Source organism: Acinetobacter sp. YH12156 (assembly GCF_013418235.1).
Lineage (GTDB): Bacteria > Pseudomonadota > Gammaproteobacteria > Pseudomonadales > Moraxellaceae > Acinetobacter > Acinetobacter pseudolwoffii.
This window is the reverse complement of record NZ_VPCL01000003.1, coordinates 66,946-80,247: the sequence shown is the minus strand read 5'-3', so window position 1 is coordinate 80,247 and position 13,302 is coordinate 66,946. Positions and strand designations below refer to the sequence as shown.

Sequence of the window (13,302 nt, the reverse complement as noted above, 5' to 3'; positions counted from 1 at the left end):
ACAACATGCCCAAAGAGGCATAATCCTACCTCTACTCAAAGCGGTACGCTGTTTACGTATTCGCTGACCTTAACCCATATAGTTGGATTTCTAACGCTATGATGCGAACTCATTACTGCGGTTCTTTAACCGAAACTCAAATTGACCAGACTGTAACATTATGCGGTTGGGTTCACCGTCGCCGTGACCACGGTGGTGTGATTTTCCTTGATATGCGTGACCGTGACGGTCTTGTTCAAGTGGTTATTGACCCGGATACCCCTGAAGCATTCGCAACTGCGGACAAAGTACGTTCAGAATTCGTATTAAAAATTACAGGCCGTGTACGTCGCCGTTATGAAGGCACAGAAAATGCCAATATGGTGAGCGGTCAGATCGAAGTCTTGGGTAAAGAAATTGAAGTTCTTGCTCAGTCAGACACTCCGCCATTCCCTTTGAATGACGAAAACACCAATATTTCTGAAGAAATTCGTTTGAAATACCGTTTCTTGGACATCCGTCGTCCAGAAATGTTAGATCGCCTACGTTTCCGTTCTAAATTGACCAACCTGATTCGTAACTACTTCGAAGACAATGGTTTCCTAGACGTTGAAACGCCTATTTTGACCCGTGCAACCCCAGAAGGTGCGCGTGACTATTTGGTACCAAGCCGTGTATCAAACGGTAGCTTCTACGCACTGCCACAATCTCCACAGCTGTTCAAACAGTTGTTGATGGTCGGCGGTATCGATCGTTACTACCAAATCGCAAAATGTTTCCGTGACGAAGACCTGCGTGCAGATCGTCAGCCAGAATTTACCCAGATTGACGTTGAAACATCGTTCATGAGTGACGATGACATTATGGATTTGATGGAAACCTTGACGGTTAAAATGTTCAAAGAACTTTTAAATGTTGAATTCGACAAATTCCCACGTATGACTTATGCCGATGCAATGCGTGACTATGCATCTGATAAACCGGATATGCGTATTCCTTTGAAACTGGTTGACGTTGCAGATATGATGCAAGACGTTGAGTTCAAAGTATTCGCAGGTCCTGCTAAAGACCCGAAAGGTCGTATCGTTGCGCTTCGCGTACCGGGCGCAGGTTCATTGCCACGTAGCCAGATTGATGAATACACCAAATTTGTCGGCATCTACGGTGCAAAAGGTTTGGCTTATATCAAAGTCAACGAACTTGAAAAAGGTATCGAAGGTCTTCAGTCTCCAATCGTGAAATTCATCGAGCCAATCGTGCTGGATCTGTTGAAACGTGTGGGTGCTGAAAATGGCGACATCGTATTCTTCGGTGCGGACAAAGCCAAAATCGTAAACGATGCGATGGGTGCTTTACGTATTAAAGTCGGCCATGACATGAAATTGGCAACATGTGAGTGGGCGCCGCTTTGGGTCGTTGACTTCCCGATGTTCGAAGAAACTGACGATGGCAAATGGACCTCTGTGCATCACCCATTCACGCTACCGAAATCAAGCGTTGAAGAGGTGAAGAACAATCCAGGTGCTGCACTTTCTGTTGCTTACGATATGGTATTGAACGGTACTGAAGTGGGTGGTGGTTCGCTGCGTATTCATAACCTTGAAATGCAAAAAGCGATTTTTGAAGCTTTAGGCATTGATGAAGAAGAAGCGGAAGAGAAATTCAGCTTCTTGCTCAATGCTTTACGTTATGGCGCGCCTCCACATGGTGGCTTGGCATTCGGTCTTGACCGTCTGGTAATGTTGATGACTGGTGCATCTTCAATCCGTGACGTGATCGCATTCCCGAAAACCAAAACTGCGGAATGTCCATTGACGCAAGCACCGGCACCAGTTGAATCAAACCAACTGCGTGACCTTGGTATTCGCTTACGTGAAAAACCAAAAGCTGAATCTCAAGAATAATTCTTGAAGATTTAAGTGAAAAGCCCTGCCTTGCGCGGGGCTTTTTTTGTGTGATTGAGTCGACTCTGGAACAGTGGCATAATAGCGATAGTTTTTAATCTAAGGTAATTCGCAATGGCTATGCGTCCTGCAGTTCGTAATCGCAGCATTATGCTTATTGTATTTTCAGTGGTTCAATGGCTGTTCATGCGTTATATCCTTGCCAACAACCTGTTCAACCTCGATACCAATGAACGTATTGTGTATTTTTGCCTGAGCAGTATTTTAGGTGCCTTACTGATTTTCGTCGGTTTGATTTATATGGTGCTGAAGGGCAATCCAGATAAAGACCTATAATCTGACGCTCTGGATAGCATGTACACCTTACTGAAAAATTTCTCCAAATTTCCATTAAGATTTATTCAAAATCTTGCGCAACTGGCTGGATCTCTTTTGTATCTCAGCCATTCTTCTGCACGCCGAGTAACTGAGATTAATCTGGCCTCTGCCTATCCTGAACTTTCGGAATCTGAACGCGCTGATTTAAGTAAACGCAGCCTGAAAAGTCAGTGTATGACCTATGCGGAATCGGTCAAGATTTGGGGTTCATCACCAGATTATGCGCTGTCTTTAATTCGAGATGTGCATGGTGCAGATTTATTTATTCAGGCTTTAAAAAACCCGCATGGCTGCTTGGCGGTGGTTCCCCATTTTGGTACTTGGGAGCTGTTGAATGTCTGGGTCAATCAACATACCTCTCCTGTGATTATGTATAAGCCCAGCAAGAATCAGGATGTTGACCGCTTTATGCTGGAAGCTCGGCAACGCCTGAATGCCACACTGGTCCCTACAGATGATTCTGGTGTACGTGCTTTGTTTAAGCATTTAAAACAGGGTGGTTTTTCTGCAATATTGCCGGATCATGTACCTAAAGAAAGTGGTGGTATCTACTCACTTTTCTACAATCAAAATGCGCTATCTTCTACCTTACTTTCCAAACTGGCAGCCAAAACACAATGTTCAGTCGTAGGTTTAAGCTGTCTCAGACGTAATGATTTATCCGGCTATGATATTATTGTGACTAAATTATCAAATGATATTTTATCTAGAGATTTGCAGCTTTCTGTTGACACCTTAAATAAAGAAATGGAGCGCATGATTAATGTCGCTCCAGAACAGTATTTGTGGGGATATAAAAGGTTTAGGAAGATTAAAAATTCAAATTCCTTTTACAATTAAAAAAAATACTTCTTAAATAAAAAACTTTTTTTAAGAAGTATTTACTTAAAACTAAAAAAATCATTTAAATTTCATAAAAATATATAAAAACCACCATTTTACAGATAATAAGTAATTTTTATATCTCCATAGTTTTTTTGCATATTTTTTTGCAAGTTTATAACTTTTTGGTTGATCTAAAGGTATATTCATAAAAGGAGACTGATTATAATACTCAATATACTTATGATTTAACTCGGAGACTAAAGACCATGGCTTTATCATTCCTATATAATGAATTAAAATAGCATGATCACTTTTAATTTCTGTAAAATGATTATACTTTTCTGAAATAAAGTAGACCTCCCCCCAAAACATGATATTTAATACATCTTGATCAGGACAATCATAATCTCGCTCATTTATTAATAACATAAATTTATCGAATATTTTATTATCAATCCATTTATCAATATTAATATACATTACACCTGAATTAAAATAGCTTCCTTTATTCTCATTCAGCAGCATACTCTTAATTTTGGTATGACCTGTATCTTCAACAGCAGCAATATAGTTATCTCCTATATCTAAATTTTTAAAAAAACTTATATCTCCAACACATAAGATATCAGCATCTAAATATAAAATATTTTTTAATCTTCCCTGAAGTATATTAGGTATAGCTATTCGATAATAAATTGCTGAAGAAAAATGCCCTGGTGTTTGTAAACTTAAAAAATATTCCTCATTTAAGGAATAAATTGTTATTTTGGATTTAAAATTTAAAAACTTATCAAATAGTGATAAATCTTTAACTGTAGTAAAAATATGTACATGTAAGTTCATAGTGTTATTTTCTAAAATTGAAAATAACAAAACCCCACTTGCTCGAATATAAGCCTCATCAAAGGTAAAGGCTATGTTTAAATCTGGTTTTTCCACATCCAAATTATCAACAATTATATTTTCTGAATGCACATAAATACTCATACTTTCATAATACTCTAAATTTTATCTTACTTAAAATTACTAAAGAGAATGTTCTTCGACCTAGAGTTTTTTAACTTCCTAAATGGCCTTGATAATTCTCTCCATATTTTTTCATAAAAACATATTTTTTTCTTTATTGTTTCTATTTTATTCGGATTAAATCCCAGTCGATTTGCTCTAGCTTTCTCTAGTGAACTTTTGAAGTTTTGATTGGCATTATTTAATAAAAAATCTTGCTTACATATACTCGGCTCAACCATATATATATTAAAAAAATTAAAATTAAGTAAGTTTTCAAATAAATAATGGTCTACTGCAACTATTTTATCCAAGACATTTAAATCTAAAAATATTTTTTTTGCTGCTTCTAGACTAATTATATAGCCAGCTGCACCTAAATTCATACTCTGTAACTTATAAATATTTCTGTTAGCTAACTTCAACTTAAAGTTTGGATCTACTTCAATTCTATTAAAAAAACTTTCCAACTTAATTATGTCAAAATTTAGATCTAACACATCAATACTACTTAAAAAATCTAGTACTTCTTTTCCTAAATAAATATCATCCTCAAAAATGACCACATAAGATAATTTTTTTTCAATCATCATCTTCCAAATACTAGCGTGACTTAAAAAACAAGCAATTTCACCTTGTGTTAAGTCTGCTTGTAGAATATTTATTTTTAATTCCTTCGAAATAACTTGATTTAAATCGGGCGTGATGGCATCAAAAAACTGAAAAGGGATACCCTCTTTTCCAAATTGTTCTAATATATGGTTTCTACGATCTTGCGTAGACTTAAGACTAATTACAAAATTATTCATCATTAACTACTTAAACTCAATATTGGTACCAAAGAACTTTAATTTTATTTGATTAATTAACCTTAAAACTTCTAATTTAAGCTTATTGAGACCATTTTTTTTGAAAAATTTCATTCTTTTACGTCTTAATAATTCAAGATCACTGGGCATATTTTCATGTGACCCATAAAATATACAGTCTTGTATGCACAAAGCTGGTTGTAGCTGATAAATTCCATCCATTTCTTTTATTAATAAATCAAATATAAAATGATCAAGTGGTATTAAAAGTTTATGTTCTTTTATTTTTTTCAAAAAACTTCTAGCTCCATTCTGTGTCAGAATATATCCAGCACATCCATAATGCTTATTCTTTAATCTAATTAAAGATCTAGAGACTTCACCTTGTTTAATTAATATTTTTTCATTTTCAAGAACTACTCTTTTATTAAATAACTCAAGTTTTACCAAAAGCCATTCTTGATTTAGCCAACTATCACAGTTTAAATAGTCACAAGACTTCTTACCTAAATAAATATCGTCTTCAAATATTGCAACATATGGAATCTGCTCATCAACCATTTTTTTCCAGATCGAAACATGGCTCATAAAACAAGCTAACTCTCCACCTGTTAAGTATTCATCCTCAACATTTAATTGCATTTTCTCTGCAAGTGGCTTTGCCAAATCCGGTGTCAATGCATCAAAGAATTCAAAACCAATATTCTGTTTACCAAATTCTTTTTGAATATGCTCACGACGGGCATTTGCTGTTTTAAGGCTAATTACAATATTTTTCATATAGCTGTACTTACTTTAAAGCCATCATCAAGTGCTTAAGCGCATAATAGCGGTCACGCCACATCCGCTTCTGCTTTTTCAAACCATGGGACAACCCACGATTTTCTTTTTGTTTACGTGATACACCCTGAGAAGCGACTGTTCCCAAAATATCACTATCCAGACCCGCAGGTCGAACCAAGGCTGGCCATACCCCTAAACCTTTACCATTTTTACTAAGCCAAGTCTGAAAGAAAATATCGACAGGCATATTCATGTTCTTACCTGCCTCTATAAATGCTTGAGCACCTTTACGTGACCAAATAAGACCCAAACCACGGATCGGGAAATAGAATGCATGCCATACACTCATATTTTCAATTTGAGTAATATCTTTTGCCAATTTTTTCTTTTTGGCCGCAATATTGGCTAAATACCAGTCTAAATCCTTATGTTGTTCAAGATATGCAAACAGACCATCCAGTTTTAACTTGAAATCTGAATTGATCTTCATATCATCTTCAAGCACAACCAAATAATTTGCATCGGTAGTTAAAAACTTCTCGGCACAGCCATAATGACTTAGATAACAACCAAGTTCCGAGTTCATCAGGCTACGACCTAAAATCTGTTGCGCACCTTGATCATCATAGTTGGCAAATTCAGTTAAAGCTTTACCACGACCATCGACTGCAGAGAAACGCTCAAAAGGCCAGTTTACTGCATTAAGTTGCGTCGTCGCCTGTTCTAGACGTTGATCACTACCATCTAGATTAATTAAATAAGTAATAACTTTCATAATTTACTCTTGGTCTAGGAGTGACTGCGGTAAGAAACCCATAAATTTTTCATTCATAGCAGCTATTACTTGCTGTCTTTGCTCAGGTACAAACTGATCCAAACTTTGCACACAACCATATGGAATATCAGGTTGCTTGAGGGCTTGCTTGAATGCTTCAATACCATCTGCATTTTTTAAATATGCAATTTGAACATCAGGCAGTAACGTTGCTTGCTGATTTTGGATACACAGATGATTACTTAAACCTACAGGTAGTAATTGATAAAAACTGCGGAAGCGTGGCGAAATTTGTTCAATAAGAAGCTCAGGATTCGCTTTAAAAAACGTAGCAAGCTCTTGCTGCACAATCACATGCGGTCGATGGTGAATTTCAAAATAACGATCAAGCCCAAGCACATCTGCACTCAGCATTTGCGCCATTGTATATTTGGCTTTAGGCATTTTTTTCAACTGACGATTTAACCAATCTCGCCATTTGAACTTCATCTTCAAGCTTTTACTTGATTGCCAATGACCGTAAATTTTGACTTTACTATCTTCGACAAAATCTTCAGCCACTGATGATGCATTAAAGAAAAAATCATCATTCAAATAAAGGAAATACGGTGAAATATCAGGAATATTCCACAACATCATTTCAATAGATAATGAATTAAATGTTGGTAAATACTGCTGATAGCCAGCAAATAAAACTTTATGATCAATGATTTTGATCTGATCTTTAGCAGCTAACCCTTGTTGCTCAAACTCATCTAACCACGTGGGTTTTTGCTGATCCGTCACTACATAAATATGTCGCACATAAGGCACATATTTTAAAATAGAGGCAATGTTGTAATAAATTTCATTATTACTGGCATAGCGTGTCGCTTCAGTCTGTGCTTTCGTTTGACCGAGGTAACGTTGACGATTTTTCTGAAGCTCAGCATCATTGCCATCGACCCATGCAATGACAATATCTAAGGGCTGCTGCATATTCAATTTAATACTCACCAAATACGCTTACTGCCAAGCATCCTTAATCCACTGCGATGGCAACACATAACGGTACCATTTCCCACCACCACCATTGACTGCATCTGGCGGATTAATTTCCCCATGAAACACAATAATCTTGGCACCTTCAGGCTTCACAGGCGGTTTAAAGTAAGCCATCGGAATTTTTTGCAGGCAATGATATTTATAGCTCTTGCACCAGCTTTCTGGCCAATACGTCTGTTTACCTTCACGGTCTACATACCAAGACAAATAGGCTTGCTCATTCCGGAATTTCTGACGGATTTCATCAAAATTTTCACGGAAATACGGTAAAAGTCCCGGAAATGCACCCAGTTTAAAACGATACACCGAACTGTTGCCGGTAATCCGCCAAGGACGTTTCCAGTCATGGATAATCAGAAAATCACCCGGATAGCTAAAGAACTCATCGATATTATCGACAATCACCACATCAAGATCGAGAAATAGCGCATTGCCTTCTAAACCATATAAATCCGGTTCAAAAGTGGACAGCTTATTCCAGCCACGTTCAGGCGCACCTTCAGGCAATGCCAAAGGTGGAATTGGGAAACATTGTACTTCAGGATTAATTCCTTCCGTACGATCCGTCAGACAGACCATTTTGAAATCGACTGTCGTATGTCGTTTAACCATGTTGTATAAACGATTGACATATTCAGAACCGTATTTGGTTCCCCATTTCATACAAATAACGATGTTACTCATTGCGTATGCCTAAGCTCATCTTAAAATCTTCTGGATACCGAATATGATGACATAAGTTCGGCAGAATAAGTATATCCCTTAAAAAAAACCTCTCAAATGAGAGGTTTTTTCAATCAGTAAATTATTACTTATTTCACGTAAGTTAGCCAATGTGCATATTTAGGATCTTTACCCTGAACTGCATCAAAATAAGCTTTTTGGATTTGCGTCGTGATTGGGCCACGGACACCTTCACCAATTTGACGGTCATCATATTCACGGATTGGTGTCACTTCCGCAGCAGTACCGGTAAAGAACGCTTCATCGGCAATATAGAATTCATCACGGGTAATACGGCGTTCAACCACGTCATACCCCAGGTCTTTGGCAATGGTAATAATGGTTTGACGGGTAATACCATCCAGCGCACCACCGGCAATATCAGGGGTATGAATTACACCGTCAGTCACCAGGAATACGTTTTCGCCTGAACCCTGACATACATAGCCTTGTGGATCAAGTAACATGGCTTCATCATAACCCGAATGCGCGACTTCCTGATGCGCCAGAATCGACAGCGTGTAGTTCCCAGATGCTTTGGCTTTACACATGGTCACGTTTGGATGATGGTGGGTAAATGATGAAGTTTTCACGCGAATACCCTTCGCCATGGCTTCTTCACCCAAGTAAGCACCCCAGCTCCATGCCGCAACCACAGCATGAATCGTGTTATCAGTTGCAGCAATACCCAGTTTTTCAGAACCAATAAAAAGGATTGGACGTAAATAGCAAGATGCCAGTTTATTTTCACGCACCACATCAATTTGCGCTTGTTCTAATGTTGCATGATCAAATGGAACTTTCATTTGATAAATTTTTGCAGAATTCAACAAACGCTTGGTATGTTCTTTTAGACGGAAAATAGCCGTTCCATTCGGAGTTTCATAAGCTCGGACGCCTTCAAACACACCCATGCTGTAATGCAAAGTATGAGTTAATACGTGAGTTTTCGCCTCACGCCAGTCAACCAGTTGTCCATCTTGCCAAATAAAACCATCACGATCAGCCAAATTCATGCCACAAACTCCAATTTTTCACAATTATTCACTATCCAGCACAAAGCTTGCACTTGGATCAATTAGTCTTTGCCATAACTTGCAAACGGTCATTCGGGTATCGTGCCAGTCGCTTGCAGACACTTGCATGGATTGATTTGCAAGGGCTAAGCGGTGGCTCTCGGCGCGTTCACTGAGATAAGCTTGAATCAGAGCAGTCGCATCGTCGCTGGATAAGCAACCTGATTTTGCGGTATCCTCAAGAATTCTTACATTGTCGGAGAAATGGGCGAGATCTTTATTCGTCCCACTCCAGGCCAACACCGCATACTGTGCCATAAATTCGATGTCTACGATACCACCTGTATCTTGTTTTAAATGAAAAATTCCATCTTTTTTCTGCGCTTTGGAGGAGCCCAGATGATCCTTCATTTTCTGACGCATTTTCAGCACTTCTGCCCGCACATAATTTTCATCACGAGGCTGAATCAAAATATTACGGCGTAAGATTTCAAATTTTTGTCTTAGGCTTAGCTCACCCGCAATTGGACGCGCGCGCACCAAGGCTTGATGCTCCCATAACCAGGCACTCTTAAGCTGATATTGTTCAAAGGCTTTCAGACTGGTGACCAAGAGTCCTGCTTCACCTGAAGGACGTAAACGGGTATCGACTTCATAGACCCGCCCATCCAGGGTTTGCGTGGTCATCAATGACATGAATTTTTGTGCCACGCGCATGGCAAACTCAAAACCACTAATCGGCTTGAGTCCATCCGTATCGGCCTGTTCTCCCATAAAATGAATAAACACTAAATCCAAGTCCGAGCCATAACCCAGTTCAATGCCACCGACCTTGCCATAACCAATGACCGCAAAGGCAGTATGCTCGATTGAACAGCGCTTGCCTTCGGCATCGAGGGGAAAACCATGCCTTTTGGCCACCATCTGATAGGCCAAATGCAGAGCTGCATTGACAGATACTTCGGCAATATCGGTTAAGGCATCAGAAACTTTCATCAAAGGACTTTCAGCCAGAACATCACTGGCTGCGACGGCCAAGACATTGGATTTTTTAAACAGGCGCAATACCCGCATCTGATCTTCAACCTGATCAATCTCAATACGGAGTAATTGCTGGCGTAAAGAATCTTCCAGATCCTGTCGTTTCGGCAACTCAAAATCCATCGACAGAAACTCATCCAGCAATACCGGATATTGCGAGAGTTCTTCACAAATCCAGGGACTCACCGTGGCCATTTTGACCAGTCGTTGCAGTGCGCCTTTACTTTCAATCAGCATGACCAGATAGACAGTACGGCGCATCACCGACTCAACCAAGGGCATGAGACGCAACAACGCCATTTGCGGCTTGGCAGACTCCAGAATCGCTTCAATCAGATAAGGCCAAAAGGTTTTTAAACGTTGAATCGCCTTGGCCGGCAACTTTTTCAATGCATGACCATGCCAGAATTCATGAACCAGATTCTTGGCGGCATCATCCAGAACATCGTTGAGCTTCTTTTCCAGCTGGACAAAACTTTCGACCTGGGTTTCCGGTTCATTTTCCTTAATCAGATGCTCAAACTGATAAATGACTTTGGCTCGCTTCTGGTTCAGGACAGTCATAAAATCTGACCAGTCTGCAAAACCTAAGGTTTCCACCATTCGCTGACGTAAATCAGGCTCAGTCGGTAAAGATTGGGTTTGTTGATCGTTTAAGGCCTGAATCGCATGTTCCACCCGGCGCAGGAACAAATAGGCATCTTCCAGATCTTGGACTGCCTGTTCATCCAAGAGTTCAGCATCATCGAGATGGTTCAGATTGACCAGACATTGGCGATCCTGCAATTCAAGTTTGGCTCCACCATAAATCAGCTGAAAGACCTGCACGATAAATTCAACTTCGCGAATACCGCCAGCACCGAGCTTGATATCATCTTCAATATTACGCCGCTGGACTTCACGCTCGATCATGGTTTTCATTTCGCGCATGGCTTCAAAAGCACTGTAATCCACGTATTTACGAAAGACAAAAGGACGGGTCATGTCAAGCAGAGCATCACCTTCCGGACTTGGATTGACAACACGCGCCTTGATCCAAGCGTAGCGCTCCCATTCCCGGCCATGCTGACTTAAGTATTTCTCTAAGGCCACATGACTAATGGCCAGGGCTGAACCATCACCCCAAGGACGCAGACGCATATCGACCCGAAACACAAAACCATCCGCCGTGATCTGATCCAGCAGGTGAATCAGTTTTTGTCCCCACAGGATGCAAAACTGCTGCACATCGATACATTTGCGTCCATCGGTTTCACCCTGTTCATCGAAGGCAAAAATCAGGTCAATATCACTGGAAAGATTAAGTTCTTGCGCGCCGAGTTTGCCCATAGCGATGACAATAAGATCCTGAACTTTACCGTTATAAGCAATCGGCTGGCCATACTTGGCAGCAATCGGCATACGGGCAAAATCTTTGGCTGCACAAATACAGGCATCGGCAAAATCGGAGAGTTCTCGGGTGAGGGTGATGACATCGGTCAGTTGATTGGCATCCTGCCAGATCCAGCGAAACATCAGGCGGGCCCGCAGAATACGCATGGCGCGCATCCAGGCGGCTTCGTCTATAATATTCAGGATACAGTGCTGCACCAGCTGATCAATATATTCCCGACTGAGTGCAGCCTGAAACTGGTCAATTGCATAATCCTGTTCCAGGAGGCTCTGGTGATTGGCCAATACCTGTTCAGCATATTGGCTTGCTCTTAAGGTTTTTTGCAATTGTGCCGCATTCATCACTCAACTCTTCCCCCGAAACGTTCTGCCTAGTTATAGCAGGAGTTTTGTCTCAGGGGGAGGGTTTTAGTTTGAAATTTATCAAATGAAGCGTCAAACTCTGTCCTTCAGAGCAGAGATATAAGCGACACGACATAAAATGTCGTTTTAAGAATTGCCCAACATAGGGTATAGAGAAAAAATTGTTAATATAACCACATGAAAACACTTAAATTACGCATAAAAGACAAACATTGCAAGGTGCTAGACCAATTAGCATCTGAGGTGAACTTTGTCTGGAATTATGTCAATGATTTAGGGTTTAAACATCTAAAAAGAAAAGGTGAATTTCTATCAGCCTATGATGTTGCCAAATACACCAAAGGCGCATCGAAAGAATGCAATCTACATAGCCAAACCATTCAGGCTGTTACAGAAGAATTAATCACTCGAAGAAAACAGTTCAAGAAAGCAAAGCTGAAATGGCGTGTGAGCAATAAGAAGTCAGCGAGAAGATCACTTGGTTGGATTCCTTTCAAGAAAGTAGCAATCAAATACGCTGATGGATATGTTCAGTACGGCAAGCATCAATTCAAGTTATGGGATAGTTACGGATTAAGTAAATACAGCGTGAGAACAGGCTCATTCGTTGAGGATAGTCGTGGACGGTGGTATGTATGCCTTGTAGTGGATTCATCTAAGCAAAATAAACCTACTGCAACTAAAGCGATTGGTATTGATCTAGGTTTAAAAGACGTTGCCACCTGTTCTGATGGTACTGTAATTTCAAATCCTAAGTTCTATCGGAAATATGAACAGAAATTAGGTATTGCTCAACGAGCCAAGAATAAAAAACGTGTACGTGCATTACACGCTAAAATTGCTAATTGTCGTAAAGATCATTTGCATAAGGCAAGCACCATGCTTGTGAGAGAAAATGCACTGATTGTTATTGGCGATCTGAGTGCGGGTAAACTTGTAAAAACTAAAATGGCAAAATCTGTTTTAGATACAGGTTTTTCAGCATTCAAAACAATGCTCAAGTATAAATGCGAGAACGCAGGGGCAATTTTTGGAGAAGTAAGTGAGAGATTCACAACCTGAGAAACATTGTTTCGCAAGGTTCGTGCTGTGGTGAGATCACTTCTAGCAGTCCGAAAGGTAGAGCAGATTTGCGAATAAGAGTATGGGAATGTGAATGCGGAAGTTCCAATAACAGGGATGAAAATGCAGCGAAGAACATACTTGCGCTTGGGCATAAGCGTCTAGCAGTAGGAATCACCTCCGTTTCAGGGAGGTGAGGATGT

The 13,302-nt window shown here is 39.9% G+C and carries 11 protein-coding genes and 1 pseudogene; 4 read left to right on the top strand and 8 right to left on the bottom strand.

Annotation, left to right across the window (positions count from 1 at the left end):
* Positions 1-98 precede the first annotated feature (98 nt).
* The 3 genes from aspS to FTU87_RS05220 all read left to right on the top strand — a co-directional run bounded on the left by aspS (position 99) and on the right by FTU87_RS05220 (position 3,101).
* Positions 99-1,883, top strand: a complete 1,785-nt coding sequence (aspS, locus tag FTU87_RS05230; protein WP_100357499.1) for an aspartate--tRNA ligase — start codon at positions 99-101, stop codon at positions 1,881-1,883.
* A gap of 114 nt (positions 1,884-1,997) precedes the next feature.
* A complete protein-coding gene (locus FTU87_RS05225) occupies positions 1,998-2,219 on the top strand; it encodes a hypothetical protein (RefSeq protein WP_004733007.1) in 222 nt (73 codons plus the stop codon).
* Between the two features lie 18 nt (positions 2,220-2,237).
* Positions 2,238-3,101, top strand: a complete 864-nt coding sequence (locus tag FTU87_RS05220) for a lysophospholipid acyltransferase family protein (RefSeq protein WP_180096760.1) — start codon at positions 2,238-2,240, stop codon at positions 3,099-3,101.
* A 60-nt stretch (positions 3,102-3,161) separates the two neighbouring features.
* Here FTU87_RS05220 and FTU87_RS05215 read toward each other — a convergent pair whose 3' ends face one another.
* From FTU87_RS05215 to glnE, 8 genes are all read right to left on the bottom strand, one after another.
* The gene (locus FTU87_RS05215; RefSeq protein ID WP_180096759.1) at positions 3,162-4,061 is read right to left on the bottom strand and encodes a glycosyltransferase family 8 protein; all 900 of its coding nucleotides are present in this window, start codon (positions 4,059-4,061) and stop codon (positions 3,162-3,164) included.
* 38 nt (positions 4,062-4,099) lie between these two features.
* Complete coding sequence (locus tag FTU87_RS05210) at positions 4,100-4,900, bottom strand: glycosyltransferase family 25 protein (protein ID WP_157799947.1); 801 nt, start codon at positions 4,898-4,900, stop codon at positions 4,100-4,102.
* Positions 4,901-4,906: 6 nt separating this feature from the next.
* Positions 4,907-5,680 carry a glycosyltransferase family 25 protein gene (locus FTU87_RS05205; protein WP_100357503.1) on the bottom strand — a complete coding sequence of 258 codons (774 nt, stop codon included), beginning with the start codon at positions 5,678-5,680 and terminating at the stop codon, positions 4,907-4,909.
* A gap of 10 nt (positions 5,681-5,690) precedes the next feature.
* The gene (locus tag FTU87_RS05200) at positions 5,691-6,458 is read right to left on the bottom strand and encodes a glycosyltransferase family 25 protein (protein WP_180096758.1); all 768 of its coding nucleotides are present in this window, start codon (positions 6,456-6,458) and stop codon (positions 5,691-5,693) included.
* A 3-nt stretch (positions 6,459-6,461) separates the two neighbouring features.
* Positions 6,462-7,436, bottom strand: coding sequence for a Stealth CR1 domain-containing protein (locus FTU87_RS05195; protein ID WP_100357505.1), 975 nt, complete (start codon positions 7,434-7,436; stop codon positions 6,462-6,464).
* 27 nt (positions 7,437-7,463) lie between these two features.
* Positions 7,464-8,186 carry a glycosyltransferase gene (locus FTU87_RS05190; protein WP_100357506.1) on the bottom strand — a complete coding sequence of 241 codons (723 nt, stop codon included), beginning with the start codon at positions 8,184-8,186 and terminating at the stop codon, positions 7,464-7,466.
* Between the two features lie 128 nt (positions 8,187-8,314).
* Positions 8,315-9,241: a branched-chain amino acid transaminase gene (locus FTU87_RS05185; protein WP_074384043.1), complete on the bottom strand. Its 927-nt coding sequence runs from the start codon at positions 9,239-9,241 to the stop codon at positions 8,315-8,317.
* Between the two features lie 24 nt (positions 9,242-9,265).
* Positions 9,266-12,016, bottom strand: a complete 2,751-nt coding sequence (gene glnE, locus FTU87_RS05180; protein WP_180096757.1) for a bifunctional [glutamate--ammonia ligase]-adenylyl-L-tyrosine phosphorylase/[glutamate--ammonia-ligase] adenylyltransferase — start codon at positions 12,014-12,016, stop codon at positions 9,266-9,268.
* 198 nt (positions 12,017-12,214) lie between these two features.
* On the opposite strand from glnE, the pseudogene FTU87_RS05175 reads away from it, so the two are divergent.
* Positions 12,215-13,296: pseudogene (locus FTU87_RS05175) on the top strand (RNA-guided endonuclease InsQ/TnpB family protein).
* Positions 13,297-13,302: the final 6 nt, after the last annotated feature.